This window comes from Acidovorax sp. 99 (assembly GCF_003096455.1).
Taxonomy (GTDB): Bacteria; Pseudomonadota; Gammaproteobacteria; order Burkholderiales; family Burkholderiaceae_C; genus Acidovorax; species Acidovorax delafieldii.
On record NZ_QEKU01000002.1, the window covers coordinates 93803 to 120089 of the forward strand.

At 59.8% G+C, this 26287-nt stretch carries 26 protein-coding genes; 6 read left to right on the forward strand and 20 right to left on the reverse strand.

Going from position 1 to position 26287, the window contains the following annotated elements:
• Nucleotide 1 precedes the first annotated feature (1 nt).
• Nucleotides 2-277, reverse strand: coding sequence for a mercury resistance system periplasmic binding protein MerP (gene merP / locus C8C95_RS23260; RefSeq protein WP_063459340.1), 276 nt, complete (start codon nucleotides 275-277; stop codon nucleotides 2-4).
• 15 nt (nucleotides 278-292) lie between these two features.
• The gene (gene merT, locus C8C95_RS23265; RefSeq protein WP_063459339.1) at nucleotides 293-643 is read right to left on the reverse strand and encodes a mercuric ion transporter MerT; all 351 of its coding nucleotides are present in this window, start codon (nucleotides 641-643) and stop codon (nucleotides 293-295) included.
• A 71-nt stretch (nucleotides 644-714) separates the two neighbouring features.
• On the opposite strand from merT, the gene merR reads away from it, so the two are divergent.
• Entirely contained in the window at nucleotides 715-1149 is a 435-nt protein-coding gene (merR, locus tag C8C95_RS23270) for an Hg(II)-responsive transcriptional regulator (protein ID WP_063459338.1), read from the forward strand.
• A gap of 176 nt (nucleotides 1150-1325) precedes the next feature.
• Here merR and C8C95_RS23275 read toward each other — a convergent pair whose 3' ends face one another.
• The 9 genes from C8C95_RS23275 to C8C95_RS23600 all read right to left on the reverse strand — a co-directional run bounded on the left by C8C95_RS23275 (nucleotide 1326) and on the right by C8C95_RS23600 (nucleotide 12371).
• Nucleotides 1326-4475 carry an efflux RND transporter permease subunit gene (locus C8C95_RS23275; RefSeq protein ID WP_116750474.1) on the reverse strand — a complete coding sequence of 1050 codons (3150 nt, stop codon included), beginning with the start codon at nucleotides 4473-4475 and terminating at the stop codon, nucleotides 1326-1328.
• Nucleotides 4472-5989, reverse strand: a complete 1518-nt coding sequence (locus C8C95_RS23280; protein WP_100409587.1) for an efflux RND transporter periplasmic adaptor subunit — start codon at nucleotides 5987-5989, stop codon at nucleotides 4472-4474. The genes C8C95_RS23275 and C8C95_RS23280 overlap by 4 nt, the downstream gene beginning before the upstream one ends.
• A gap of 12 nt (nucleotides 5990-6001) precedes the next feature.
• The gene (locus C8C95_RS23285) at nucleotides 6002-7327 is read right to left on the reverse strand and encodes a TolC family protein (protein WP_207780665.1); all 1326 of its coding nucleotides are present in this window, start codon (nucleotides 7325-7327) and stop codon (nucleotides 6002-6004) included.
• Between the two features lie 75 nt (nucleotides 7328-7402).
• Nucleotides 7403-7858, reverse strand: a complete 456-nt coding sequence (locus C8C95_RS23290) for a hypothetical protein (protein ID WP_060987635.1) — start codon at nucleotides 7856-7858, stop codon at nucleotides 7403-7405.
• A gap of 69 nt (nucleotides 7859-7927) precedes the next feature.
• Nucleotides 7928-10291, reverse strand: a complete 2364-nt coding sequence (locus C8C95_RS23295) for a heavy metal translocating P-type ATPase (protein WP_279323254.1) — start codon at nucleotides 10289-10291, stop codon at nucleotides 7928-7930.
• Nucleotides 10292-10328: 37 nt separating this feature from the next.
• Nucleotides 10329-10487 (reverse strand): DUF2933 domain-containing protein, encoded by a 159-nt coding sequence (locus C8C95_RS23300; RefSeq protein WP_347336228.1) that lies wholly within the window; start codon nucleotides 10485-10487, stop codon nucleotides 10329-10331.
• 274 nt (nucleotides 10488-10761) lie between these two features.
• Nucleotides 10762-11175 (reverse strand): DUF305 domain-containing protein, encoded by a 414-nt coding sequence (locus tag C8C95_RS23305; protein WP_233250588.1) that lies wholly within the window; start codon nucleotides 11173-11175, stop codon nucleotides 10762-10764.
• A 27-nt stretch (nucleotides 11176-11202) separates the two neighbouring features.
• A complete protein-coding gene (locus C8C95_RS23310) occupies nucleotides 11203-11544 on the reverse strand; it encodes a four-helix bundle copper-binding protein (protein WP_165836611.1) in 342 nt (113 codons plus the stop codon).
• A gap of 341 nt (nucleotides 11545-11885) precedes the next feature.
• Nucleotides 11886-12371, reverse strand: coding sequence for a hypothetical protein (locus tag C8C95_RS23600; protein WP_133246268.1), 486 nt, complete (start codon nucleotides 12369-12371; stop codon nucleotides 11886-11888).
• A 644-nt stretch (nucleotides 12372-13015) separates the two neighbouring features.
• On the opposite strand from C8C95_RS23600, the gene C8C95_RS23320 reads away from it, so the two are divergent.
• Complete coding sequence (locus C8C95_RS23320) at nucleotides 13016-13387, forward strand: hypothetical protein (protein WP_116750477.1); 372 nt, start codon at nucleotides 13016-13018, stop codon at nucleotides 13385-13387.
• Between the two features lie 95 nt (nucleotides 13388-13482).
• Entirely contained in the window at nucleotides 13483-14001 is a 519-nt protein-coding gene (locus C8C95_RS23325) for a DUF4148 domain-containing protein (protein WP_116750478.1), read from the forward strand.
• A gap of 333 nt (nucleotides 14002-14334) precedes the next feature.
• Here the strand turns inward: C8C95_RS23325 and C8C95_RS23330 are convergent, their stop codons facing one another.
• The 5 genes from C8C95_RS23330 to C8C95_RS23350 form a co-directional block, all read right to left on the reverse strand.
• The gene (locus C8C95_RS23330) at nucleotides 14335-14871 is read right to left on the reverse strand and encodes a cupredoxin family protein (RefSeq protein ID WP_116750479.1); all 537 of its coding nucleotides are present in this window, start codon (nucleotides 14869-14871) and stop codon (nucleotides 14335-14337) included.
• Nucleotides 14872-15342: 471 nt separating this feature from the next.
• Nucleotides 15343-16308 (reverse strand): tripartite tricarboxylate transporter substrate binding protein, encoded by a 966-nt coding sequence (locus tag C8C95_RS23335; RefSeq protein ID WP_116750480.1) that lies wholly within the window; start codon nucleotides 16306-16308, stop codon nucleotides 15343-15345.
• Between the two features lie 100 nt (nucleotides 16309-16408).
• Nucleotides 16409-17572: a PLP-dependent transferase gene (locus C8C95_RS23340; protein ID WP_116750481.1), complete on the reverse strand. Its 1164-nt coding sequence runs from the start codon at nucleotides 17570-17572 to the stop codon at nucleotides 16409-16411.
• A gap of 101 nt (nucleotides 17573-17673) precedes the next feature.
• A complete protein-coding gene (locus C8C95_RS23345; RefSeq protein ID WP_243415802.1) occupies nucleotides 17674-18693 on the reverse strand; it encodes a porin in 1020 nt (339 codons plus the stop codon).
• Between the two features lie 16 nt (nucleotides 18694-18709).
• Entirely contained in the window at nucleotides 18710-19162 is a 453-nt protein-coding gene (locus tag C8C95_RS23350) for a hypothetical protein (RefSeq protein ID WP_116750482.1), read from the reverse strand.
• Between the two features lie 76 nt (nucleotides 19163-19238).
• Here C8C95_RS23350 and C8C95_RS23355 point away from each other — a divergent pair, with 76 nt between their 5' ends.
• Nucleotides 19239-20186, forward strand: coding sequence for a LysR substrate-binding domain-containing protein (locus C8C95_RS23355; RefSeq protein WP_347707489.1), 948 nt, complete (start codon nucleotides 19239-19241; stop codon nucleotides 20184-20186).
• Between the two features lie 303 nt (nucleotides 20187-20489).
• On the opposite strand, the gene fliE is transcribed toward C8C95_RS23355, so the two are convergent.
• From fliE to C8C95_RS23375, 4 genes are all read right to left on the reverse strand, one after another.
• Nucleotides 20490-20798: a flagellar hook-basal body complex protein FliE gene (gene fliE, locus C8C95_RS23360; protein WP_116750483.1), complete on the reverse strand. Its 309-nt coding sequence runs from the start codon at nucleotides 20796-20798 to the stop codon at nucleotides 20490-20492.
• Between the two features lie 239 nt (nucleotides 20799-21037).
• On the reverse strand, nucleotides 21038-22300 hold the full coding sequence (locus C8C95_RS23365) for a type II restriction endonuclease (protein ID WP_116750484.1): 1263 nt from the start codon (nucleotides 22298-22300) through the stop codon (nucleotides 21038-21040).
• A complete protein-coding gene (locus C8C95_RS23370; RefSeq protein ID WP_116750485.1) occupies nucleotides 22293-23699 on the reverse strand; it encodes a heavy metal sensor histidine kinase in 1407 nt (468 codons plus the stop codon). Before C8C95_RS23370 ends, C8C95_RS23365 begins: the two co-directional genes overlap by 8 nt.
• Nucleotides 23696-24382: a heavy metal response regulator transcription factor gene (locus C8C95_RS23375; protein ID WP_116750486.1), complete on the reverse strand. Its 687-nt coding sequence runs from the start codon at nucleotides 24380-24382 to the stop codon at nucleotides 23696-23698. Before C8C95_RS23375 ends, C8C95_RS23370 begins: the two co-directional genes overlap by 4 nt.
• Nucleotides 24383-24526: 144 nt before the next feature.
• Here C8C95_RS23375 and C8C95_RS23380 point away from each other — a divergent pair, with 144 nt between their 5' ends.
• On the forward strand, nucleotides 24527-24844 hold the full coding sequence (locus C8C95_RS23380; protein WP_015012919.1) for a hypothetical protein: 318 nt from the start codon (nucleotides 24527-24529) through the stop codon (nucleotides 24842-24844).
• The gene (locus C8C95_RS23385; RefSeq protein WP_116750487.1) at nucleotides 24841-26277 is read left to right on the forward strand and encodes a TolC family protein; all 1437 of its coding nucleotides are present in this window, start codon (nucleotides 24841-24843) and stop codon (nucleotides 26275-26277) included. The genes C8C95_RS23380 and C8C95_RS23385 overlap by 4 nt, the downstream gene beginning before the upstream one ends.
• Nucleotides 26278-26287: the final 10 nt, after the last annotated feature.

Here is a 26287-nt window from a genome sequence, read left to right on the forward strand (position 1 = left end):
CTCACTGCTTGACGCTGGACGGATAGCCCGCGTCCCCGGTGGCCTTGGTCAGCTTCTGCACGCTGGTCTTGGCATCATCGAAGGTGACGACGGCTTCGCGCGTCTCGAAGGTCACATCAACTTTGCTGACGCCTTCGACCTTGGAAATCGCCTTCTTGACGGTGATCGGGCAAGCGGAGCAAGTCATGCCCGGTACGGACAGCGTGACGGTCTGGGTGGCGGCCCACACGGGGGCAACAACGGCAACGAGGGCGAGGGAGGCAAACAGTTTTTTCATAGTGAACTCCTGTGATTAATAGAAAAATGGCATGACGTAGGGAAATCCGAGCGCGACCAGAACCAGCGCGGCCACGACCCAGAAAATGAGCTTGTAAGTAGCGCGCACTTGGGGAATCGCGCAGACCTCACCCAGTTTGCAGGCTTGCGCCGGGCGGTAGATGCGCCGCCAGGCGAAGAAAAGCGCCACCAGCGCCACGCCGATAAAGATGGGGCGATAGGGTTCCAACACCGTCAAGTTGCCGATCCAAGCGCCGCTGAACCCCAAGGCGATCAGAACCAGCGGCCCGAGGCAGCAAGCCGAGGCGAGGATGGCGGCCAGCCCTCCAGTGAAGAGGGCGCCGCGCCCGTTTTGAGGTTCAGGCATACGCTTGTCCTTTCGAATCTGAATTGGATAGCTTAAGCTTACTTCCGTACCAATGTACGGAGTCAAGCAATATGGAGAACAATTTGAAGGATCTGACCATCGGCCTTTTCGCCAAGGCGGCCGGGGTCAACGTGGAGACCATCCGCTTCTATCAGCGCAAGGGCTTGTTGCTGGAGCCGGACAAGCCCTATGGCAGCATCCGCCGCTATGGCGAGGCGGATGTAACGCGGGTGCGCTTCGTGAAATCAGCCCAGCGGCTGGGCTTCAGCTTGGACGAGGTCGCCGAGCTGCTACGGCTGGATGACGGCACCCACTGCGAGGAAGCCAGCAGCCTGGCCGAGCACAAACTTCAGGATGTGCGCGAGAAGATGGCCGACTTGGCTCGCATGGAAAGCGTGCTGTCTGAACTGGTGTGCGCCTGTCATGCGCGGCAAGGGAACGTTTCATGTCCGCTGATTGCTGCGCTGCAAGGGGAGAAAGAACCGCGCAGTGCCAACGCGGTGTAGCCGAGGGAGCTACGCCTTAGCGTGCTTTATTTTCCGTTTTCTGAGGTGCTTCAACGTCAGAAAAGACCGTGCGGCCGACTTTTGATATTTCGTGCTGTTGTCTTTTGAAAATGACAGCCACGCAGCCTCTCGATCAGCAAACTCGACGCCCCTAAGGGGGCCGCCCTAAGCCTGCCTCACGAAGCCTCAGTGTCAGGCTGATCGCGTTTTCTCGGCTTTCTCATCAGCACATAGGCCGCAGGAATCACAAACAAGGACAGCAGCGGCGCTGTCACCATACCGCCCAGCATGGGGGCCGCGATGCGGCTCATGACCTCCGAGCCTGTCCCGCTGCTCCACACGATGGGCACCAGGCCCGCTAGGATGACAGCCACGGTCATGGCCTTGGGGCGCACGCGCAGCACAGCACCTTCCCGGATCGCATCCAGCAGCTCTTCCAGCGTGGGCTGCCTGCCGTCTGGACATCTCTCTGCGAGTGCCTGCTTGAGGTAGATGAGCATGACCACCCCGAACTCTGCCGCGACCCCCGCCAGAGCGATGAAGCCCACACCGGTGGCGATGGACAGGTTGTAGTTCATCAGGTACAGGAACCAGATGCCCCCGGTCAACGCAAATGGCAGTGTCGCCATGATCAGTCCCGCCTCGCCCATGCGCGAGAAGGTCAAGTACAACAGCACGAAGATGATCAGCAAGGTGGCAGGCACCACTACTTTCAGGCGGGCATTGGCCCGCTCCAGGTACTCGAACTGGCCTGAGTACGTGATGCTGACCCCGGGCTCCAGCTTGATCTGGCGGCTCACCGCATCGCGCAGGTCATTGGCCACCGATGCCAGATCGCGCCCCCGCACATCGACATACACCCAGCCCGATGGGCGGGCGTTCTCGCTCTTGAGCATGGGCGGCCCATCGGTGATGGAGATGCTGGCCACCGTACCCAGCGTGATCTGCTGACCCATGGGGGTGGAGATGGGCAACTGGGCCAGGCGTTCTGGCGAGTCTCTCCACTCACGCGGATAGCGCAGGTTGATCGGGAAGCGGGCCAGGCCCTCGACCGTTTCAGACACGTTTTCACCACCGATGGCCCCGGAAACCACGGACTGGATTTCGCTCACGTTCAGTCCGTAGCGCCCTGCGGCTGTGCGGTCGATGCGGACATCGACATAGCGCCCTCCGGTCAGGCGCTCGGCCAGTGACGAAGTCACTCCCGGAATGCCCTTGGCGACCTGCTCGACTTGGGCAGCGATCCCGTCGATCACCTTCAGGTCGTTGCCGGTCACCTTGACCCCGATGGGACTCTTGATGCCGGTGGCCAGCATGTCAATCCGGTTGCGGATGGGTGGAATCCAGATGTTGGACAGGCCAGGAATCTTGACGGCCTTGTCCAGCTCCTCGATCAGACCCTCGGGCGTCATTCCTGGACGCCATTGGTCTCTGGGCTTGAGCTTCACCGTGGTCTCGAACATTTCCAGCGGGGCCGGATCCGTGGCGGTCTCCGCGCGGCCCGCCTTGCCGAAGACGCGCTCGACCTCGGGCACCGTCTTGATCATCCGGTTGCTCAGTTGCAGAAGCTCCGTCGCCCGCTGGGCCGACAGGCCCGGGAGCGCCGACGGCATGTACAGCAGATCGCCTTCGTCCAGCCTGGGCAGGAACTCGCCCCCCAGCCGCGAGAGGGGCCAGATCGTGGTCGTCAGCGCCAGCACGGCGATGACCAGTGTGGATTTGGGGCGGTGCAGAACCCATTCCAGGCAAGGCCGGTACACGGCAATCAGCGCGCGCGTGATCGGGTTTTTCTGCTCGTCAGGGATACGCCCTCGGATCCAGTAGCCCATGAGGACGGGGATCAGCGTGACCGAGAGAGCCGCTGCTGCGGCCATCGCATAGGTCTTGGTGAACGCCAGCGGTCCGAACAGGCGACCTTCCTGCGCTTCCAGCGTGAAGACAGGCACGAAGGACAAGGTGATGATCAGCAGCGAGAAGAACAGCGCGGGGCCCACCTCCACGGCGGCTTCGGTGATCACCTTCCAGCGCTCTTCCCCGACCAACTGCCGGTCGGGATGCTTGTGCTGCCAGGCCTCCAGCTTCTTGTGGGCGTTCTCAATCATCACCACGGCTGCATCGACCATGGCGCCCACGGCGATGGCAATCCCGCCCAGGGACATGATGTTGGCGTTGATGCCCTGGTAGCGCATCACCAGAAACGCCGCCATGATCCCCAGCGGCAGAGAAATGATGGCGACCAGTGCCGAGCGCAAGTGCCAGAGGAACAAGACGCAGACCACAGCCACCACGATGAACTCCTCCACGAGTTTGGTGGTGAGGTTCTGGATCGCCCGCTCAATGAGTGCGCTGCGGTCGTAGGTGGTGACGATCTCCACGCCCGGGGGCAGGCTGCTTTGTAGCTCGCTGAGCTTGGCCTTGACGGCTTTGATGGTTTCCTGGGCATTCTTGCCCGAGCGCAGAACCACCACGCCACCGGCCACCTCGCCATCGCCGTCGAGTTCGGCGATACCGCGCCGCATCTCTGGCCCGATCTGGAGCGTGGCGACATCGCCCAGACGCACGGGAATCCCGGCGCGCGATACCAGCGGGATGGAACGAAAGTCGTCCAGCGTCTTGAGGTAGCCGCTGGCCCGCACCATGTATTCGGCCCCGGACAACTCCAGCACCGACCCTCCCGTTTCCTGGTTCGCTCCCAGGATGGCATCACGCACCTGCCCCTGGGTCAGCCCTTGGGCTGCGAGCTTGATCGGATCGAGCACCACCTGGTACTGCTTGACCATGCCGCCCACCGACGCCACTTCCGCGACATTGGGCAGGCTCTTGAGTTCGAATTTCAGGAACCAGTCCTGCAGGGCCCGCAGCTGGGCGAGATCGTTCTTGCCGGTGCGGTCCACCAGCGCATATTGGTAGATCCAGCCGACCCCGGTGGCGTCGGGGCCGAGCGACGATTTGGCCGTGGCGGGTAGTCGCCCCTGCACCTGGTTCATGTACTCCAGCACCCGGGAACGTGCCCAGTACAGGTCCGTGCCGTCCTCGAACAGGATGTAGACAAACGAGTCGCCAAAGAACGAGAAGCCGCGCACCGTCTTGGCGCCCGGGACGGACAGCATGGTGGTGGCCAGCGGGTAGGTCACCTGGTTTTCCACGATCTGCGGCGCCTGGCCGGGGTAGGAGGTGCGGATGATGACCTGGACATCCGACAAATCGGGGAGCGCGTCCACGGGGGTGCTGCGCACGCCCCACACGCCCCAGGCCGTGAGCATCACGGTCGCCAGCAGAACCAGGAGTCGGTTCGCCACCGACCAGCGGATCAGACGTGCGATCATGGCTTGATCCTTTCCACGGCAGTGATCACGAAGTCCTTGCCTTGCTGCTGGAAGGTGAACTTGACCTGCTGCTCCGGTTTCAGGGCCTTGGCCAGCTCTGGGTTTGCCAGCTTGAATGGCATGGTCATGCCGGGCCACTTCAGTTCAGGCACGGCCTCGTGGGTAAGGGTCAGCTCGGTTGGCGTGACCTCATCGACCACCCCTCGCACCGTAAAGCTCTTGGACGCCGGAGCCGCAGAGGCCGAGGAACCCTGTTCAGCGATGGGTTGTGCGCTGCTGCCGGGAGGTTGAGCGGGCATGATGCCTCGCAGGCTGGCTTCCGAGTCGATCAGGAACTGCGCCGAGGCGACCACCTGCTGCCCTGCGGTGAGTCCGCTTTGAATGACGAGTCGGTCATCGATTTCCGCGCCAAGTTGTACCTGGACGGGGTGGTACTTGCCGGGGCCGTCCACCACGTAAACCAGTGCCCGCTTACCGGTTCGGATCACTGCTTCGCTGGGCACCAGCAGCGCTGGTTGCATACGTCCGGCCAGGGCAATCTGCCCGGACATGCCCGCCTTCAGGCGCTGGGTGGGGTTGGGAAGCTCCAGGCGCACGCGCACCGTGCGGGTGTCCCGGTTGGCCTCTGGGAGGATGCTCACGACACGGGCTTTGAGGGTTTCGCCCGGAAACGCGGCCAGGCGCACCTGGGCGTCCTGCCCCAGTTGCAAGGGACCGCTTTGCGCTTCGGGAACGGCCGCTTCGATCCAGACGCTGGCCAGACCGTTTACGCGTACGAGACTGGCACCCGCAGAGACCGTCATGCCCTGGCGCACCATCAGTTCGGCCACCATCCCTGCTTGTGGGAAGGTCACCGTGTAGCGGCCCTGAGGTTCGCCCGTGCGCTCCACCTGGGCCACGAGCGAGGCAGGCATGCCCAGCAGTGACAACCGATGACGCGAAGCGGCCGTCAGCGACTCTTCCTTGAGCGCCCGGACAGCGAGGAACTCGCGCTGCGCAGCCACCCACTCAGGCAGCAGTAAATCGGCCAATGGCGCGCCTGCGGCCACCACGTCACCCGGGGCCCGGGCATAGACACGCTCCACAAATCCTGCAGAACGCGCCTGGACGATACTCACATCCCGGTCATTGAGCTGGACCGTGCCCAGCACGTCCACATCGGATCCAATGTCGCGCTGCTCCACCGTGGCGGTGCGCAGGCCGAGGGCTTGCACCGCTTGTGCCGAGACATTCAAACCGGTGCTTTGTTGTGCGTCCTCATCGGCGTACTTGGGAACCAGCGCCATGTCCATGTAGGGCGACTTGCCTGGCTTGTCGAACTTCTGCGTTGGCACCATGGGGTCGTACCAGTACAGCACCTTGCGGTCGGCCTTCGCCGCTTCTGCCGATGGAGGGGTAGCGCCAGATGGATGACTGCTCGCAATGCGCCATTGGGAGACGCCCCAACCGAGGGCAATGCCAGCAGCCACCAGTGCCACGGCCACAGTGGTCTTCTTGAAAACGGTATTGGTCATGTGGTTCTCCCTTCAGTCCGCGATCAGGCTGTTCAGACGGGCAATCACGGTGTCCCGCTGCGCCTGCAGATCAATGAGCCGCCAGTGCGTCTCCCGCACTTGGGCCCTGGCCGCCAGCACGGCGCTCAAGTCGCCTTTGGCAGACTGGTAATTGGCCAACGCGAGTTCGGCACGCCCCTGTGCCAAGCCCATGCCCGCCGATTGCAGCCGCTCGATCTGACTGTTCAGTGCCGCCAGCTCTGAGGCGCTGTCCTCCAGCTCCTGCAGGTGCCTGCGGGTCACGTCTTCCTGCTCGGCGTCCAGGCGCTGCAGCTCCAGCTGCTTGGCCTTGATCTGGGGTCCCTGGCGCCGCTCCTGTTGCCAGGGAAGGTCAAAGGTCACCTGGAAGGACACCATGTCGCCCCAGCGTCGGTCGCGGCGGCTGTAGGCGACTTCCCAGGACCAATCACCCTTGGTTTCTGCTTGGGCTTCGCGCGTTTCCGCCAAGGCCATGGCCTGCATGGCGGGGTACTGCGCAAGTTCCGCGTGGCGGTGTACCTCAGACCGCAGTTGATCCAAGGGGCGGCTCAGCGGCCCAGGAGTTCCCTGTAGCGCCTCGTCGGCGCGAGCGCCAACCCAGCGCCGCAACATCGCCCTGGCCTTGGATCGGTCCCGCTGCAGATCGTCCCTGCGATCCGACAGCGCAAGCGCCTCCTGCCTGGCCATCAGCAGGTCTGCGGCCTGGGCCGTGCCTCCGGCGATGCGGGCGGGCAGGCTGTCCTGCAGGCGCTGGTTCTCACTCAGTAGACCGGTGAGTACCTGGTCACGTTGCTCGATAGCCTGGGCCAGGATCCACGCTTGACTCAGTTCCTGGCGGATCTGCAGGCGCTGGACCGCCAGGGTGGCGCGTTCGCGTTCCACCTTGGCCTCGGCACCGGCGATCTGGGCATCGCGCTTGGCCCGGTTGGGCACCTCCTGCATCAGCGCCAGGCGCTGCATGGTCATGGACTCACGCGTGAGGCTGAAGCGGTCCATGCCGCTGATGGGAAAGTTCTCGATCCCGACTGAGAGCTTGGGGTCCGGCAGGGTTCCCGCCGACTTCTGGGAACTGCTGGCCGCGTCAATCTGCAGCCGCTGGGCCGTGATGCGAGGGCTGTGCTGCTCGGCCAGGTCCAACGCTTCGGAAAAGCCCAGTGCGTGTGCCTGGTTGCCAGCCAAGCCAATGCTGGCCAACAGGACCCCGAGAGCGCCCAGGCGCAGATGGTGGAGGTTGCGCACCTGGATGCGCTCAGAGATGGGATGAATGCGCTGGTGCGCAGACAGGCGCTCGCAGGGAGCGCCAAAGGAGGTGATGGGCATGATGGTCCTCGAAATGAAGGGGCACGAAGTCAGACTTGCGCAAACGCTGCAAGGCAGCGCGCAAGGCGTGCACGATCAATTCCGAAAGACCTGATGGGTTAGATAGATGGGGGGAGCGCCCGCTCGACTGTCCAGCTCCGCGTAGACAGCCCGAGGGTCAATGTGGCGCTCGGAGTCCAGGATCACAGGCAGCACATAGGCGACCCAGATGGCGTGCGCCGCGAGCGCCTGCAGATCGAGACCTTGGAGCGAGGGGGAGGACAAACTTTCGCCATCACAATGGGCTCGACACAGCTGAGGATCTTGCTCATCCATGGTACCCGCCATCGCGTGGCAATCGGGCATGGAGGGCATGCCGACGGCATCTTCCATGGCCATGCTCGCTTTTTGCATCGATGCCGCATGGGCTGCAGAGTCCAACTTGGGACAGGCATAGGCGGCCAACGCGAACTGCATCAGAAGCAATGCCGCGACCAGAACGCTGGCTATCCAGCGTCCTTGGCGCGATACGGTGCTTCTGGCGAAGATCATGGTGCGAATGGTATCCCCAGCGATGGCCACGGACTTAACCTAGATCAAATCCGGGCCTGCCGAGCCATCTCAGCCCTTGCGAAGTCGCAGGGCATTGGCGATCACGGACGCCGAACTCAGGCTCATTGCCAAGGCCGCGATCATTGGCGACAACAGCCAGCCGGTGAAGGGATACAGCAGCCCTGCAGCAATCGGTATGCCCAGCGCGTTGTAGAGGAAGGCGAACATGAGGTTCTGTTTCATGTTGCCCACCGTTGCCTCCGACAGTTCCCGCGCCGTGGAAATCCCTCGCAGATCGCCCTTGACCAAGGTGACCTGTGCGCTGTTCATCGCCACATCGGTGCCAGTACCCATCGCGATCCCCACGTCTGCCTTGGCAAGGGCGGGCGCGTCATTGATCCCGTCACCCGCCATGGCAACAACACGGCCTTCGGCCTGCAGCCGGGACACCAGGGCCAGCTTGTCCGCAGGCTTGACCTCGCCATGAACCTCATCAATCCCCAGCTTTGCCCCCACCGCCTTGGCGGTGGTCATGCCGTCGCCCGTGGCCATGACAATGCGCAGCCCCGCCGCATGCAAGGTCGCCAGCGCTTCCGGCGTGCTGGCCTTGATGGCATCCGAGACCGCAAGCAGGCCTTGAAGCTGGCCATCGGCCGCCAGGTACATCACGCTGGCGCCTGTGGCGCGCAAGGCCTCTGCCTGCGCAAGCAGCGGGTTCGCAGAAACCCCGACCTGCTCCATGAGGACTGTGTTGCCCAGGGCGAGCTGGCGTCCAGCGACCTGTCCGCGCACCCCGATGCCAGACCCGGACTCAAAGTCCTCGGGCTTGTCCAGGGCCAGCCCCTTGGCGCGGGCCGCTTGGACAATGGCATCGGCCAGCGGATGCTCGCTGCCTTGATCCAGACTGGCTGCCAGGCGCAGAACCTCATCCTCGGACAGACCGGGCATGGCAACAACCCGCTCGAAGGAAGGCTTGCCCTCTGTGAGCGTGCCAGTCTTGTCCACGATCAGCGTATCCACCTTGCGCAGGTTCTCGATGGCTGCCGCGTCCCTGAACAGCACGCCGCTGGTCGCCCCCCGACCAGTAGCCACCATGATCGACATAGGAGTCGCGAGGCCCAACGCACAAGGACACGCGATGATCAGCACCGCAACTGCATTGACCAAGCCGTAGACCCAGCGTGGCTCTGGACCGAACAGGCCCCACGCGAACAGCGTAAGCAACGCGATACCGACTACTGCCATCACGAAGTAACCCGCTACTTGGTCGGCCATGCGCTGCATGGGAGCCCGTGAGCGCTGTGCCTGCGCAACCATCTGAACAATCTGGGACAGCATGGTGGCGGAGCCCACCCGCTCGGACCGGATCACCAGTGCCCCGTTGGTATTGAGCGTGGCACCGATGACGGCATCGCCAGGCCCCTTGACGATGGGCACCGGCTCGCCAGTGAGCATGGCTTCGTCCACCGCGCTGCTCCCCTCGACCACCACGCCATCCACCGGCACCTTCTCACCGGGACGTACGCGCAAGAGGTCTCCCACATGGACATGGGACAAGGGAACATCACTCTCCTGACCGTTGGCGTCGATACGCCGTGCGGTCTTGGGGGCCAGGCCCAGCAGCGATTTGATGGCGGCTGAGGTCTGGGAGCGTGCTTTCAGCTCCAGCATCTGGCCCAGCAGCGTGAGCGAGATGATGACAGCTGCGGCTTCGAAGTACACCGCCACGCGGCCCATGGCCTGGAACGAGGCTGGAAATACCCCAGGCGCCACGGTGGCAACCACGCTGTAGACAAATGCGGCGCCCGTGCCCAGGCCGATCAAGGTCCACATGTTGGGACTGCGGTTCGCGATGGACTGGGCACCACGCACAAAGAAGGGCCAGCCAGCCCACAGCACGATGGGTACCGTCAGCACCAGCTCAATCCAGCTCTGGGTGGCCATTTCGAACCACTGCAGCCTGTGCCCCACCATGGCCAGAACAGTGACCACCACGGTCAGTGGCAACGTCCACCAGAAGCGATGCCGGAAATCCACGAGTTCGGCGTTTTCTCCCTCATCCAGCGTGGGGAGCATGGGCTCCAGCGTCATGCCGCATTTGGGGCAGTTCCCGGGGTGGTCCTGCTGCACCTCAGGGTGCATGGGACAGGTGTAGATGGTGCCGGGCTGAGTTGCTTCAGGCCCGGCCCCAGACTTGCCTTGAGAGCCCGGTGCGTACTTCTGTGGCGCCTCAACAAAGCGCCCCTGGCACTTGGCGCTGCAAAAGTAGTAGTTGTGGCCTTCGTGGAGGGCGGTGTATTGGGACTCGGTCGTCACCGGCATACCGCAGACGGGATCCTTCAACGCCGCCTTAGACGGATGAGCGTGTCCTTCATGGCCTTCATGAGGCTGATGCCCGTGATGAGCATGTTCGTGGGGCGCTGCTGTAGCCATGGTTGCAATTCCTGAAGGTGTGTCGTGTAGCGCGGGATTAGTTGCGACCGGATCCGCCGCCATGAGAACCGTGGCCCCCATGTCCATGGAAGAGGTGCATTAGTGGGCAGGCCAGCAAGAGTAGGTAAGGCCAATAGCCAGCGATGTGCGACCAGTGCTCTCTCAGCAGAAAGAAAGCACCAATCAGTCCAAGCATGATCACTGCGCCGATCAACTTTTTGCGGCTTCCAGACGGATTTGTAGCCTTCGAATGCTCTGTGGTGTGGTCGTGGTTCATGGTGTTATCCAACAAAAGTCATCAGTGGTAGACCTTGGGGGAACGATAAGGCTTAACACAGTGGGAGTGTCAAGCAGGAACATCCGCCGACCTTGATCTCAATCAAGGGCCCGCACTGCAACAAGCATCCGACCGCACAGCCCTGGATTTCGACGATCCAAAAACCCAGGGCTGCGAAATCGGTCCACCAGGACTACTTGGCGGGAGCGGCAGGTGTCTTGCCACTGCGGGCCAGAAATGCATCCAGTTCAGCGATTTCCTTTTTCTGCGCCGCAACGATGTCCTTGGCCATCTTGAGCATTTTGGGATCCTTGCCATCCCGCAACTGGGCCTGGGCCATGTCAATCGCACCCTGGTGGTGGACCCGCATCATCTGGGCAAAATCCACATCAGGGTTGCCCGACATTGGCACGGATGCCATCTTGTCGCTGTTCTCCTTCATCATGGCCTTCATGTCCATCTTGCCCTGAGGCATCGATTGATCCATGCCGGCCCCCTTCATGCCCGAATGGGGCGCGGTCTGGGCCTGGACAGACAGGGGCGACAACAAGCTGCAAGCAACGAAGGCGGCAGCGGTGAGCGAGTGGGAAGTCGGGAATTTCTTCATGGTGTCTCCAAGTGTTGAGCAACGTGATCAAGCGACACGCGCCATGGCGTCGCACTCTTGGGCACACTTGAGGCAAGCCTGCGCACAGGCCTTGCAGTGGTCAGCTTCATGCTTGGCGCACTCATCGGCGCAGGCCTTGCAGATCTGAGCACACAGCGCGCAAATTGCAGCTGCATGCTCGCTGTTGCGCGCCATGGCGTCGGCTGCCAAGCCGCAGATCGCAGCACAGTCTGCGTCCAGGGCAATGCAGCGCGCCATCATTTTCACGTCGGCTTCTTTCAGACAAGCTGCGAAGCACACATGGCAGGCCGTCGCGCACGACTGGCAAGCCTTGATGCAAGACATATATGGGTTCGGGGGGTGGTTCATTTGGATCTCCTGATAGGTAATAGCTCGAAAGGTGAGCAGGGACCTGCGCAGGTAGCTGCGAGGAGCAACCATCTTTTGTCGTTTGGGGCATTCGGCGCTGTAGGCTGGCACCGCCTATTGGCGCGGCTTTCGAACGATCTACCCCCGATATGGGTCAAAAATTACGGGGAGATTTCATGACTGTTATCAATGTGTCACTTTTGCGCAAGGAACAGCTGCAAGAGCCGCTTGCTTTTCTGCTTCGCACAGCAGACTTTCGATCAGAGAAGATGATGCTGAAGCATCATCTTCATGGCGAGCCAGATGCATCGATAGCGTGCTTCACACACCACCAGGACACATCAACGCCCACGCGACGAAGGGCTCCCAGAAGGGGCAGCGGATCGTGCTGCGTCGTCTGCGATCGATCGCGGCGTGAGCATGCGGCCTGCGGCATCGACCTTGACCAAGCCCAACCTAGGATGGCTCCAGTAGCGCGTCTTGCCATCCTCTGGTTGCGCCCGGGTGGTCAACACTTGGGAACGCACGTCCTCGCCGCCAGGCGCTGCAAAAGTGATCCCAGAAGCCAGCGTTGCAGCAGCGACCAGGATGGACACAATCATTTTTTTGGACATCGTCTTTCTTTCCTCATCGGTGATTAAAACGTCAGCCCAGCTGACGGCCTCACGCGGCTCGAAGAATCGGTGCACGTCGTGGTGAAGAGGAGTTTGGGATACAGGGACCGACCGGAAGATGAGGTGTGGATGACGTTTCTGAAATAAAGGAAGCCTGCGCATGGGTCGCGCCCACGTCGTCATCAAAATTCCCGAATGACCGAAGATGGACATGAGAGGGGCACAAGACTCGTGACTGCGCCGGCTGGCTTGTGATGGGCCCGTGTGACTGTGCGCCTACCGAGGGAGAACATCTGAACGTGCAACTGGATGTACGTCGCAGCCCAGAGCGTTGAAATAGACCTCGTCTCCCGGAGCAATGTTTGTTCCTGTGTGCAACAACGCGAAGTGCCACCGGGTGCGGTTTACTTGCCGCCATTTAATTACCACGATCCGGCCTGCCGGGCTTTTGCTCGCACCCGGACAGCGAACGCCACGTATTTCTGCGGCTTCGTCTGCTGATAGCAGTCTGCTCACTTTTCCGATACGCCAGCCATCGGACCATGCGTACCGGCCCTCGTAGATGGGCGTGCTGCAACCCGCGACGTTCAAGAGCGCCAGGATGGCGACAGACCAGCTCATTGCCCTCTTCGTCATGACAGTTCCTTCGGAGTACCTTGTCGTGGTGGTGTGAAACCAGGTGGCCTCCTGCACGATAACCAATTACCCCTTTCCTCGCAGGCATTGCGTGTGGCTATCAAAAGCGTAATCGGAAGGTCACTGTCAGGTAGGGGTGGAATTTCTAGACTTCTCTCCGTGGTGCAGAAATCGCCACCTGGATGAACCATATCGGGCATCCGGCGCCACAGGAGACCATCATGAAAGTTCGTACCGTAATCCTCGTCGCCAGCCTTGCCGTGTCCACTACTGCGTCCTTCGCCACTTCCGTTTACCACGCAAGCCCTAGCCAGGAAGAAGGCGTCAGCCTGGCCGCTGACCATTTGGGCAATGCGGTGAGCCGCCAAGCGGTTGAAAGCACCGTGCTGGCGGCTCAAAAAGACGGTTCGCTGTACTGGATCAGCCGTGGCTACCCGGCCACTTATCCACTCGTCCCGGGCCCCAAGCTGACCAAGACCCGCCAGCAGGTCCTGGATGAGTTGCAGACCGCCAAGCGCAACCCCGTGACCAGCGATGGCATGCGCGATTTGGGCGGCGAGGCAGGTTGGGTCAACGCCCGCCAACTGCCCTGAACCCTCTCAACGATCACCTGCAACTGCGCGCCCTCCCAAACCGGCCTGCGGTTGCACCTGAACCATTGCCATTTAACCCAAAAGGAAATTCCATCATGAAACTGAAGACCACCCTCATCGTCCTTTCCCTCATCGCAGCTCCCGCATTCGCATCAGACCAAACGGTCAGCAAGACGCGCGAACAAGTGCTGGCTGAATTGGCGCAGGCTCAGCAAAGCGGCGAGATGCTTGCTGCTGGCGACTCTGGGATGACTCTCAAGCAAATCAACCCCGGAGCCTATCGCTCGGCTACTTCAACTCAGGCTAGCAAATCCCGCGAGCAAGTGCGTGAAGAATTGGAGCAGGCTATCCGTACGGGTGACATCATGGTGGCCGGTGAATTCGGAGTCAAACGCAATGAGTTGATGTCTGGTCGCTATCCGATCGTGGCAGGCAAGTCGTTGAAGACTCGGGAACAAGTCAAGAGTGAGTTGGCACGCGCCATCCGCGAAGGAGAAATCGTCGGTGTGGGCGAAGACGGCCGCAAGCTCAACGAAATCTATCCTGACCGCTACCACGCAGCGCACCATGCTGCCGTGGCCGCCACCTCGGATGAATCTGCCAAGGTTCAGTAAAATTACCCCAGTGGCCGGAGCCGAACCGTATGAGCCGTGCGGGACTGGTTAGCGCGATGTCTCCCTGTCAATGATCGAATGTGCGGACAGGCCAATTCCAGTCGTAAAAGTGGCGGGTGCTGATTAGCCACAACGATCGGACCGACAAAGACCGGCACCGGCCCGCATTCTTTACTTTCGTTTTCGAGTGGCCGCTGAAGAGGCCTATCGCAGACCTTACCGGCGCTCGACTAGACGTTAACCGCTTGCTTCGGAGTGCGGAGAACAGGGCACTACGAAGCAAAGCTGTCGCTATGTCAATCAAGACTTGCTGCGTATTAGTGGCGGCTGTTCTCAGCGCTTTTGACTTTTGCCATGGCTATTGTTCGAGGCATCTTGCGCCACGACTCGAACTTTACCGACCATCCCGGCTTGATAGTGACCGGCGATTAGACAAGCGAAGTCAAACTCACCTGGTCGGTTGAAATTCCACACCAATTCACCCTTTTTTCCGGGTGATACGTGTGCCATGTACGGCTCTTCATGCTCCATGTTGGGGAACTTGGCCATCAATGCGGCATGCTCGTCCAACTCCTTCTTGGTTCCGATCACGATCTCATGCATCACCTTTCCAGCGTTCGTCACCACAAACCTCACTGTTTCGCCTTCTTTGACTTCGATGCGATCCGGCGTGAACCGCATGTTGTCCATCATCGAAACCTCAATCGTGCGTGTTGATGCTTTGACATCGCCAGCGATACCCCACGCTTTCTGCTCCTTTTTGACTGTACCGGGGGTGGTCTTCTTACTGTGATCCTCGCCTTCGTGCGCCTGCGAACCAAAGGACGCACTAATGAGAACAGTGGAGATGAGTGCAGTAATTATTTTCATAGAAAAGTCCTTTCAGATGGAGAGACGTACTAACAGCCGTTAACGAGCGGCATCTTCAACACATTTTCGGAATCCTCGACGCCCGCGTCATGGTGTTGCCATTCGCTCACATCGACTACGGCGGCTTCAGAGGCGGCGGTGCTGGCAAATGGTGTTACGTGCCATCAACATTGCGACCTCGACCGATGCATATCGCCCAGTCGTGATCGGGCGCATTTAGCGGTGCCCTGCACAAGACTGGTGACGCTAGTCTGATGCATGTACTCAGTGCAAACAATACACTGCCCTTGAGCGCCGTTAGCCTTCCGGCAGCCGCGCCTACTCTTCAAGCGAAGAAGCGACATCGGCGCGGATGGAACTTGTTTTTTCGGTCGTTTATTGCGCACTGAGCTACGCTTTAATGCTTGTTGCGTCGTCACGCTGAGATGCGCTGTCAACCCACCGAGGTTTGAAATCAACGGGGTGGCTCACCTATTCGGGTTTCACACCCGCCTGGCGCGCAATATTTCCCCAACGCGCGACCTCATCGCGCATGAAACTGCGCAGTTCGTCTCGCGTGGACGCTTTAAGTTCAATGCCCAAAGTGCTAAGCCGCTCTTTAGTGGATGGATGGGCAAGTGCCGCCGTGATCTCGGATCGAATCCGCTCGACAATCTCAATAGGTGTTGTGGCTGGTGCCACTACTGCCCACCACTGATTGAAGTCCATCCCCTCAATTCCCGCCTCTCTTGCCGTAGGTACTCCTGGCAACGCGGATAGCCTATTTGGACCGGTCACCATCAATGCCGAGAGCTTTCCGGCACCATATAACGAACTCCCGCTTGCAAGTGTGGCAAAGTGACCGGTCACCTGGCCTGCTGCCACATCTGTAAGCGCTGGAGCAGAGCCGCGATATGGGATGGGGGTGTATTTGAAACCACTTCGAGAGGCGAGAACTTCGGCCGCGAGATGGCTACTTGAGCCTGTGCCGCTGTTAGCCAGGGACACCAGTTCGCCAGCCGCTTTGGCTTTATTCAAAAAGGTTTTCATGTCGCCCGTCTTGATATTGTTTGGCGCGGCAAACAACACCAGCGGTGACGTGCCAACCAAGCTGACTGGAGTGAAGTCGCGCAGCAGATCGTAAGGCAACTTGGCAACCACTGCCGGTTGAATGGCATGAGGCAACTCAACAATTGCAAACGTATAGCCGTCCGGTGCAGCCTTAGCAGCTGCGTCCGTCCCGATCTGTCCTGAGGCGCCGGAGCGGTTGTCGACTACCACGCTTTGGCCCATCGTTGCACTCATACGCTGAGCGATGGCTCGGGCGATAGCGTCAGTACTTCCACCGGCAGCCCATGGAACAATGAGTCGTATCGGCTTGTCTGGGTATGCAGCATGCACTGCGGTGACTGCGAAGAACAAGCTAGTAACTAGTACTACGAAAGCGCGTCTGGACATAGGAATATCTTTCAAATAAGCAAAGCGGCTAAAATGGGTAACTGTAGGCGGGGCGACTGACACGCCTTCAATGGATATACGACCCAGGGTAAGGGTCAGATTACGAAGGAATTGCCTTTTCGAAAGCTTGAAGAGCTGTATCGAGTTCCTCAATCAAATCATTGGCATTCTCAAGTCCGATAGATAAGCGCACTAAAGGTCCATCGCAAGGCCGATATCTGCGCGCTGAAATTTCTTCTTTGGGGTAAAAAGCAGCGATGCTATGGACGCCGCCCCAACTGGCACCAATTGCAAAATGTCGGAATTCTCCAAACATGGCCGTATATGCCGATAGCGGTGCTGTTGTAAGTTCCACTGAAAAAAGCGATCCTGAGCCTGAAAAATCGCGCTCCCAGATAAGGCGATCCGGAGAAGTATTGAGCGAAGGCAACAGCACCTTTTTGACCAGTGGATGACCTTGCAAAAACTTGGCGATCTGATTCGTAGAGTCCACTTGGTGTCGTAATCGAACGCTCAGCGTGTCCATTCCGCGAGATATCAGGAAGCAATCCTCAGCGCTTACCGCTTGACCCATCACTGCCTGCAACTGACGTATCGCACGATATAAATCCGCATCCCTTGTGCTGATACTTCCCATCAGCACGTCTGAATGTCCACCCAGATACTTGGTACAGGCCTGCACGCTGATATTTACGCCAAGTTCAAGCGGTTTCATGCCTAGTGCACTTGCCCAGGTGTTGTCAATCGCCGTTGTGATCTTTCGGCTAGCCGCTGCTTCAACGATTGCTGGGATGTCTTGTAACTCCATCGTGACCGACCCTGGCGACTCAAGCCACACAAGTCTGGTGTTCTCGCGAAACAACGATTCGATGTTTTTGCCAACCCGCGGCTCATACAACTCCACGTCCACACCGAGCGCCGTCAGATGCTGAAGTGCGAATGTCTTTGCAGGGCCATAGGCAGACTCAGTCATCAGCAGGTGGTCTCCACTGCGCACAGTGGCCAGCAAAACCATGCAGATCGCCGCTTGGCCCGATGGCGTGACCACACAATGCTGAGCGCTATCCAGCGCTGCAATTCTGGATTCCAACTGGCGCTGAGTAGGCGTTCCCGTAGTCCCGTAGGTGAATCCATCAGGCAACCGGGACTTGCGGCTGACGAAGTCTTCCAGCGTCTTGAACACGACCGTCGAGGCACGCCAGACCGGCGGTGACAAACTTACAAAATCGAGCGCATCTTGCTCGTGCGAGGTATCGTCTTTCATATTTGAGCCGCAGCTCCTCCTAAAAAGCGGAGGGAAAGAACACTCCTTCCCTCCTAAGGCATCTGGCTGCGTCACCGAAGCTCCAATGCCACCCTGGAAACTCAAAATCGATGCCGTACTCCGACGACTACAGATGAAGGCGACGCCCCATTGATCCCGTTGTCCAAGCCGAATGTGCCTCCGTTTTCGTTACGAAGCTTGGCGTAGCGCATGTACACATCAGATCGCTTGGACAGCAAATACTCGGCGCCAACGCTGTATCCTTTGGCACTGCGCTTGGCTCCCGTCTTGTCATCAACGCGTCCCATGGTGGCCTGTAAAGTCAAGGCGCCAATGGGCACTCCGACGCCGACCCAGTAGTTGGCTTCATCCAATTTGGCGGCAGCCTCCTCACGGATGCGGTAGGCGCCATACAGCTTGGCTACTTTAAAGTCATAGGAGCCACCCAAGGAGTGCCAGTTGCGCCGGTCGGTGGCAGCTGCGTTGCGTCTGCTGTCATAGCCATAGGCCGCATAAATGGGACCGTTGTAGTACTGCAGCGACGCTCCGACGTCGTCCAGAGCGCCAGAAATATCGCCGGCGCGCTCGCCAAACGCATACATAACCCGTCCAACAAAGCCAGCCAGTTGCGGGGTCTCGTAGACAATCGCGTTGTCCGCGCGGAATATCGTGTTGGCATAAGTGTTGGGGGGAGACGCAACGGAACCCGCGTCAAACGGGTCCATGCCGAAGACCGCGCGCGCTTCAGGTCTGAATTGCCGCCCAAGGGTTACCTGCCCCCACTTGCCGGCCAAGCCCACCCAGCTTTGACGGTTAAATGCCAGCCCCCCGCCAGTTGCTCCACCGGTGCCGTTGTCCGCGTTCAGCGCGGCTTCCAAACTAAATATGGCGCGGAGTCCACCACCCAGATCTTCTGTCCCGCGAAAGCCCAGCCTGGAGGCAGATCCCTGACCAGACACGAGGCGCGTTACCGAACTACCAGACCCGCTGTCGGCACGCTCTACGGCCGCATCAACGATGCCATAAATAGTCACAGACGACTGAGCCCACACCACAGTGGTGGCGAGCGCAAGCATGGTCGCAGCCAGAAGTTTTGCTATTTGCTTTGTACTGTTCATCATGGTGAGAAGCCATAACTTATTTAACCGGCGCAGCTTCGATCAGCTTGATCGCCTGCTTCATGTTCTCGACGGCTTCTGCCTCAAGCGCCTCGTAAACCGGCTTCTCATGGGAAAGCTGCGCAAAGATCTCCCGCGCCTTAGCAAGCTTGGCTGGATCATTAGTCTTCGGGTTCGCCAGTGCGGCCTCAAGTCGCTTGTACTCGCTGGAGAGAAATGCAGGTTGTTCACCGAGTTCGCGAAGGCCATTATTGGTCAGGCTGCGTATGCGCAAAAGCATCTTGATGTCGGCTTGATCCATCTGCCCTTGAGCTCTTTCCAGTGCCAGACGCGCTTGAATCGCCTCGTTGCTGTCAAGCTTTTTAGTGGCAGCTAGGTTCTGATAGCGGGCAATGTCTGGCCCGAAATCATGGGCTTGTGCACTGGCTCCGAATGCCAGGATGAGGGAAATGGCTGCGATGCGAAAGTTCATGGTCGTCGTCTCCTTTGTTGTTCCGCAGCCAAGTCTAGGTATAAGTTGATAGAAAAAGTAATAGAGTTGTGATCGGTTGATTATTTGGGGTTATATGCGGGCTAACGAGATAGAAACATTCAGGGCGTTGATGGTGAGCGGTTCAGCCAGAAAGGCTGCTGTGCTTCTCGGTGTCTCCCAGCCGGCGGTCAGCCAATCACTCAAGCGTCTGGAATCTGAAGCCGGATTTGATCTTTTTCAGCGGTTGCGAGGACGACTGCACCCCACGCCTGAGGCAAAGGCATTGCTGGTAGAGGTTGAACGGAGTTTTGTCGGTATGGGCGCTATCGAGCATCGCCTCAAGAGCTTGCGGGACTTCGGAGTGAACCAACTCAATATCGCCAGTTACCCCGCATTTGGGCTAGGTTTCATGCCGAGATGCCTCGCGAGGCTGATGACTGCCAAGACTCCTGAAAGGCGTCCTCACGTGTCATTGCAGGTTCTGAGCTCTCGGGATGTCCGTGAGCGAGTGGTTTCAGGGCATGCAGACTTCGGACTGATGGCCGATGAAATACCGACAAGCGGCTTGGATGCTACCCTTTTCGCGCGGTTTCCAGGAGTGGTTGTCATGAAGGGAGACCATCCATTGGCCCGCCATCAGCGAGTGCAGCCACAGCAGCTAGCCGAAATCCCATTCCTTGCGTTGAACCCAGAAGATGCTTCCCGTCGCCGCTTGGAGGAAAAACTTGCGGAGCATGGTGTCCACTTGAGCGTGTCCATCCACACTCCCTACGCAGCAAGTGTGTGTGAGATGGCATTACGTGGATTAGGGGTGGGGATTGTCAATCCTATAACGGCGCTCGATTACGCTGAACGCGGATTGGTGGTGCGTCGGCTATCGGTCGATGTAGGCTTCTCTTGCTTACTTGCAGTCCCTGTGGGACAGGTTTTATCAGGTGTTGCAAGGAATTTTCTTGCACTCATGAGAAGCCAATTGCATCAAGACGAATGTGCGCTGCGATCACATCTGGGGGAAACAACCTGAAGGTGTATCCTTCGCAGCCCTGCAGTTGCTAAACGTATGACAGACCTGTCTAACGTCATCAAAGGCTGAGACGCCCATCTACATTGATGAAGGCGCAACGCGTGGCGTTGCCACCCCGACAGGAGAAAGTGCTTTACGTCCGCTTTTTCGTTCGACCATGTGCCTCATGGTTAATCCCCGGAACTTATCTCTACCTGAAGCTGGGATGAACTTCAAGGTGGGTCCCAGCTGATAGCGACTCCGAGGCAAAGCATGTGCGCCGATCAGTGCGTCATCCACGAACCTTGTACTCCCTAGGGCAATTCACACCTGCATGTTCATCACATCGGTGTAGGCCTGGACAATGCGGTTGCGGCTCTGAAGCGTGGCCTGAAACGCGATGTTCGACTTGACGCCAGCGAGCATCGTTTCTTCGAGACTGACCGTGGGATTGCCGAGTGTGACCTCGCGGCTCAGGCGACCAGACTCACTCTGCAACTGGCTTGTAGTTGAAAGCGCCTGCTTCATCGCGTCCAGAAAACCGCCTCCCTGGATGCTCGGTGCTTTGGGCACAGAGTTTCCCAGCGAACTGACAGGCAATAGTGCATCCAATGGCTTTGTCGTGACGTTCATGCCGAGGCTTTCTGGGGCGAAGAGTTTGCGAAGTTCTGCCTCGAAATCTGTGCCGAGGCGATGCCCAATCGTAGAGATTGGAGTTCGATCTGTGGCTTTCGCAACGCAAGGCGCTACCCGTCAATCCCGCCGTTCGGGATTACAGAAACTTCATCTTGCCGACATCGCCGTGGGTTGCCGCATCCCTGGGGCCCAAAAAGCCGCGCGCAGCGAAGCGCGCCGCACGAAATAGCCGTGGCTCACAGCCGCTGCGAAATCTCCAGCAACGGCTTGATGCTGGACCCAAAGCGGCTCATGGAGGCATGGTTCTGCTCCAGCTGGCTGTAAGGCAGGTACCGGATTCCCAGCTCTGACACCCTGGAGAAGGCAGGCCTTTGAAGTTGCTCAGCGACCTTGTCTCTGCGATTGTCTGGAGCCACCAGAAACAATGCACAGTTGCCTGCAACCGGCGTGCCCAGGGCCAGATCGAGCATGCGCACAATCCCCGAGTAGATGGACGTGGTGTGTTCGACTTCGAATGCGGCGGCGAATTGCGAGGTCTGGGGATCAACCCATACAACATCGATCAGTCGCACGGACTCCAATCCTCGGTCCAGGCTGGCTGGCAGCTGCGAGAGGCATCCGTCTCCCAGCACCCCCCCGCCATAGGCGCGGCCCCGGTCGTTGGACGCTATCCAGACTTCGAACCCGAGGGCCTTGCCCAGGTCGCGCAGTGAAGCCTGGACACCCGTGTGGGTCGCATCGCTCTCGGTCGCTTGGGACAGTTCCCGTTGCAATGCGGCGGATTCCTGCCGCACACGCTCAAGGTCTTCTTGCCAGAGAGCTGTCGCCGCAGCATCCATGGCCGGTGGCGGCGCTGCATATCGGCCGCCGCCAATGTCAAACATGAGTCCCGCGATTGCACCCAGATCATTCGATAGCTTCAGCCGGTACTGCGCGTTCAAGCGCAGCAAGCCTTCTCGCATCGAAAGATAGTGGTCCCAGCGCCCGAGCTTCACGCGCCCCCCGGTCACCGCGTTGAAACCATTGACGATGGCCGTGTTGAAGGGGGAGACCAGCGTTGGGTGGATGAAGTAGAGCAAGTTGGCGACTGCTGGGCCCAAGCCTTTGATGCCAATTGCATCAATGCGCTGTATGGCGGCCACCACGTCTTCCGCGCAGTCGCAGTGATCGCAAGTGTGAAGAAGATCTGCGAAGGCGAGCTGGTTGCTCGTGTTCTCGTAGATGTCCGGAATCCGCAGCTTGGGTTTCCAGAGGAACGCGTGGTCCGCTCCCTTGAAAATCTGGCGCTGCTCTGCCACGGAACCCACGATCGTCTCCAGCGAGGAGCCTCGGTAGGCGTTGCCAAACGTTCCGCCCCGGATGTCCTGCACCACCTGCGCGATGCCTCGGCGGATGGAGCGGAAGTTCTTGATCCTCTGATCCCACAGGAACCAGGTGTTGTAGGTGCTGCTCGGGTCTGCCTTCCAGCAGTCTATGAGGGTTGCCAGGGGGTCATGCATCTGTCGTGAGGTGCTTGCCAATGCTCTGTGCACTGGGGAAATACATCGAAAAACAAGTTCTGCCATCAGCCGAGCTCACGGAAATCCGTCCCCGGTGCGCATGAACAATCGCCTGGGTGATGGACAAGCCCAAGCCCGCACCATCGGAGTCCAGCTGCTTGCGCGACTTGTCTGCCCGAAAGAAGCGGTCGAACAGGCGGGGGATCATCTGCGCATCGATGGAAGGTCCGGTGTTGACGACATCCACGGTGGTTCCGTGCAGGTCCCCTTGGATGTCCACGACCACCCGCTCGCCTGGTGGGGTGTAGCGAATGGCGTTGGACAGGAGATTGCTCAGCGCCCGGCGCAGCATCAACCGGTCGCCAGCGATCTCCGCTGCCCCGACCAATTGCAGTCGGACCTGCTTTTCTTCTGCAAGGGCCTCGTAGAAATCAAACAGGGCCTGTGCTTCATCGTGAACAGCGATCTTCTCCGTGCTGGGAAGAATGAGACCGTGGTCAGCCTTGGCCAGGAACAACATGTCAGCCACCATGCGGGCCAGGCGCTGGTACTCCTCGGCGTTGGAAGCCAGTATGTCCTGGTACTCCTCGGAAGAACGAGCCTGGCTGAGCGTGACCTGGGTCTGTGTCATCAGATTGTTGATGGGCGTACGCAGCTCGTGGGCCAGGTCCGAAGAAAACTCGGACAACCGGTCGAACTCCTCCTTCAGACGCCGGAGCATCTCGTTGAGGGTGGTCGCCAGGTCGGCCATCTCCACCGGAAACTCCTGGGTTGGCATCCGCTCGTCCAGTCGCTGTGCCGTGATGGCCATGGCGCGGGACCGCATGGCGCGAAGGGGGGCCAAGCCATTCTTTGCGGCCCACCAGCCCAGGATCCCAGCCACCAGCGTTGCCAATGCCACGTAGCTCACAAGTACCCAAATCAATTCGTACATGAAGTGCTTGTGGTGAGCAATGTCCACGGCCACCCAGACCTGCAGCGGCGGCTCTGCGGAATCAGGCAGCGTCACGGCTTCGGACATTCCCCGGTACTCACGGTCCTTGATTCGCCACGAGGCGACCCCCAAGCGGGAATGCTGGGTCCGCACGCTCAAGTCCGCAGGAAACTCAAAGTCTTCCGTCGAGTACAGCGATTGACCATTGCGAAGCACGGTGACGAAGAGGCCCTCATGGCTGTGCAAAACGTCATCCAGCCGCGTCTTCAGATCCTGCGGCGACTTCGATTTGCCGATGACTTCACGCGTCAGGTGAACCTTGTCACGCAATGCATCGCGGTCAAGCTCCACAAAATGTCGGTCGATGGAAATTGCCACGAGAGTCCCCAGTCCAATTAGCACCAGCCCGGAAGCCAAAGTAAAAAAGACCGTCAGCCGTGTCGTGAGCGAGTACCTTGCCTTCACGCACTCTCCTCGGGAGCCTCAAGCACATACCCCATGCCTCGGACCGTCTGGATCAGCTTGACTTCGTAGGCATCATCCACTTTGGCGCGCAGCCTACGCATCGCCACCTCGATCACATTGGAATCGCTGTCGAAATTCATATCCCACACCTGCGACGCGATCAGAGAGCGCGGCAGAACTTCCCCTTGGCGGCGCATCAGCAGCTCCAGGAGTCCGAACTCCTTGGCCGTGAGGTCGATGCGTTTGCCAGATCTGCTGACTCGCCGCCGCAAGAGGTCTAGTTCTAGATCGGCCACCTGGAGGACCGTCACCTCGGTGCCATTGCGACCACGCCTGAGGATGGTGCGCGCTCGCGCCAATAGCTCGGCAAAGGAAAACGGTTTGACCAGGTAGTCGTCCGCCCCCAGTTCCAACCCTTTGATCCGGTCTTGCACCTGATCCTTGGCCGTGAGAAACAGTACGGGCATCTCCAGGCCCCGGCGACGCAGATTGGTGAGCACCTGCCAGCCATCCATCCCAGGAAGCATCACATCCAGGATCACCAGGTCGTAGTCACCTTCCTGGGCCAGATGCAGGCCATCGACTCCGTTGTGAACCAGATCGGCGTTGAACCCTGCCTCACGCAAGCCTTGGCGCAGGTATTCGCCGGTTTTGATTTCATCCTCGACGATCAATATCTTCACGGGATCTCCCTGTCTGCGAATGACGGCAAGTGTGCCTGCAGATCGCGGGCTTTCTTTCAGATGACAAAGATGTAATTAAGCCGTTATGTCGGCGGAAGCCTTGGGATCACACAATGCGTTGCATCAAGAACGCATGGTGAACCTATGAAAATTTCCTGGCTTTCACGACCTATATCAACCCCCTGGCTGGCCGCCGCGCTAATAGCGCCGTCCCTGGCTCTGGCTCAGATGCCAGAGGGCGAATCCGCCAAGGTGGACTATCAGCTTTCGTACCGATCAGCCCTCTCGGGCTACGAAGCCTACAAAGAGCAATCCGTCCAGCCCTGGAAAGCGGCCAATGACAAGGTGGGCGAGATCGGAGGCTGGCGCACCTATGCCAAGGAAATTCGCCAGACGGCACCCACAACCGGCCAGGACCAACCCGCGCAGGGCCATGACGCACACCACGGGGGCAAACAATGAACCGCCCCTTGCACACGCCCCGCGCCAAACTCGTGATCGCCATGGCCGCAGTGGCGGTCTTGTCTGGTTGCGCCAGCGTGAATCTGGAGCAGAACCTCACCAGCGCCAATACAGCCGCAAGCGGTTTCACGGACGGCCAGCTTACCTTGGCCCGGGACCAGAGCGAGCGGGACGCCTTGCGCCAGCGCGCTTCGGATCTGCTGGCCAAGCCGCTCAGTCAGAAGGATGCCGTTCAACTCGCACTCGTCAATAGCCCATCCCTGCAGGCCATCGTGGCTCAAAACTGGGCGGACGCTTCCACGGCAGCCCAGTCCGGCCGCATCGCCAACCCCATCCTGAGCCTGGAGCGCGTTCGCCTGGGCAGCGAGACGGAGATCGGCCGCCTCCTGTCCTTCGGGCTGCTGGACCTGCTGACCTTGCCGACGCGCAAAGGCATCGCCGAGCAGCGCATCAAGCAGACCCAGTTGCGCCTGAGCAGCGAGGTAGTGGACCAAGTCACGCAGGTACGTCAGGCATGGGTACGCGCCGTTGCCGCGCAACAAACGCTGGCCTACACCCAACAGGTCGTTGCCAGCGCCCAAGCCAGTGCCGAACTGGCCAAGCGCATGCAGGCGGTGGGCAATTTCAACAAGCTTGACCGTGCACGCCAGCAAGCGTTCTATGCCGACACAGCGACCCAGCTGGCCAGTGCCCAGCACCAAGTCACGGCAGCCCGTGAGGAACTGGTCCGGCTGCTGGGTCTGGACGACAGCCAAGCCCAACAGCTCAAGTTGCCTGAGCGCCTGCCCACACTGCCCAAGGAGCCGCTGTCCCCATCGGACGCTGGCCGCCAAGCGTCTAAGGGGCGGCTGGATCTGCAGATCGCGAAGGCTGACTACGACGCAGCCGCACGCGCGCAAGGCTGGAACACGATCACGACCTTCACGGACATCGAGTTGGGCGTGCGGCGCGACTCAGTCTTTGATGCCGCCGAGAACACCCACTCCACGCGGCGCGGCTTCGAGATCAGCTTGCAGTTACCCATCTTCGATTGGGGTGGAATGCGGCGCGACGCCATGAATGCGCAGACCCTGGCTGCGGCCAACCGCCTGGAAGCAACCGCACGCGCGGCGGGTTCGAACCTTAGGGAGAGCTACTCCGCGTACCGCACTGCATATGACATCGCGCGTCACCACCGCGACGAGGTGATTCCCCTGCGAAAAACCATCTCCGAAGAAAACCAGCTTCGCTACAACGGGATGCTGATCAGCGTTTTCGAATTGCTGGCGGACTCCCGCGATCAGGTCAGCTCGGTAATGGCTGCTCTGAATGCAGAACAACAGTTTTGGCTGGCGGACGCGGCGCTACAAGCCTCTCTCATCGGAAAACCCACGAGCGCTGGCGTCGCGGGTAGCGGCGGCGCCGCTGCTGCAGAAGCTGGTGCCGGCCACTGATCCCCCAAGG

Coding starts and splice junctions, on each gene's coding strand:
- merP (WP_063459340.1), bottom strand. CDS start 277: ATGAAAAAACTGTTTGCCTCCCTCGCCCTCGTTGCCGTTGTTGCCCCC.
- merT (WP_063459339.1), bottom strand. CDS start 643: ATGCCTGAACCTCAAAACGGGCGCGGCGCCCTCTTCACTGGAGGGCTG.
- merR (WP_063459338.1), top strand. CDS start 715: ATGGAGAACAATTTGAAGGATCTGACCATCGGCCTTTTCGCCAAGGCG.
- C8C95_RS23275 (WP_116750474.1), bottom strand. CDS start 4,475: ATGATCGCACGTCTGATCCGCTGGTCGGTGGCGAACCGACTCCTGGTT.
- C8C95_RS23280 (WP_100409587.1), bottom strand. CDS start 5,989: ATGACCAATACCGTTTTCAAGAAGACCACTGTGGCCGTGGCACTGGTG.
- C8C95_RS23285 (WP_207780665.1), bottom strand. CDS start 7,327: ATGCCCATCACCTCCTTTGGCGCTCCCTGCGAGCGCCTGTCTGCGCAC.
- C8C95_RS23290 (WP_060987635.1), bottom strand. CDS start 7,858: ATGATCTTCGCCAGAAGCACCGTATCGCGCCAAGGACGCTGGATAGCC.
- C8C95_RS23295 (WP_279323254.1), bottom strand. CDS start 10,291: ATGGCTACAGCAGCGCCCCACGAACATGCTCATCACGGGCATCAGCCT.
- C8C95_RS23300 (WP_347336228.1), bottom strand. CDS start 10,487: ATGCTTGGACTGATTGGTGCTTTCTTTCTGCTGAGAGAGCACTGGTCG.
- C8C95_RS23305 (WP_233250588.1), bottom strand. CDS start 11,175: ATGAAGAAATTCCCGACTTCCCACTCGCTCACCGCTGCCGCCTTCGTT.
- C8C95_RS23310 (WP_165836611.1), bottom strand. CDS start 11,544: ATGAACCACCCCCCGAACCCATATATGTCTTGCATCAAGGCTTGCCAG.
- C8C95_RS23600 (WP_133246268.1), bottom strand. CDS start 12,371: ATGTCCATCTTCGGTCATTCGGGAATTTTGATGACGACGTGGGCGCGA.
- C8C95_RS23320 (WP_116750477.1), top strand. CDS start 13,016: ATGAAAGTTCGTACCGTAATCCTCGTCGCCAGCCTTGCCGTGTCCACT.
- C8C95_RS23325 (WP_116750478.1), top strand. CDS start 13,483: ATGAAACTGAAGACCACCCTCATCGTCCTTTCCCTCATCGCAGCTCCC.
- C8C95_RS23330 (WP_116750479.1), bottom strand. CDS start 14,871: ATGAAAATAATTACTGCACTCATCTCCACTGTTCTCATTAGTGCGTCC.
- C8C95_RS23335 (WP_116750480.1), bottom strand. CDS start 16,308: ATGTCCAGACGCGCTTTCGTAGTACTAGTTACTAGCTTGTTCTTCGCA.
- C8C95_RS23340 (WP_116750481.1), bottom strand. CDS start 17,572: ATGAAAGACGATACCTCGCACGAGCAAGATGCGCTCGATTTTGTAAGT.
- C8C95_RS23345 (WP_243415802.1), bottom strand. CDS start 18,693: ATGATGAACAGTACAAAGCAAATAGCAAAACTTCTGGCTGCGACCATG.
- C8C95_RS23350 (WP_116750482.1), bottom strand. CDS start 19,162: ATGAACTTTCGCATCGCAGCCATTTCCCTCATCCTGGCATTCGGAGCC.
- fliE (WP_116750483.1), bottom strand. CDS start 20,798: ATGAACGTCACGACAAAGCCATTGGATGCACTATTGCCTGTCAGTTCG.
- C8C95_RS23365 (WP_116750484.1), bottom strand. CDS start 22,300: ATGCATGACCCCCTGGCAACCCTCATAGACTGCTGGAAGGCAGACCCG.
- C8C95_RS23380 (WP_015012919.1), top strand. CDS start 24,527: ATGAAAATTTCCTGGCTTTCACGACCTATATCAACCCCCTGGCTGGCC.
- C8C95_RS23385 (WP_116750487.1), top strand. CDS start 24,841: ATGAACCGCCCCTTGCACACGCCCCGCGCCAAACTCGTGATCGCCATG.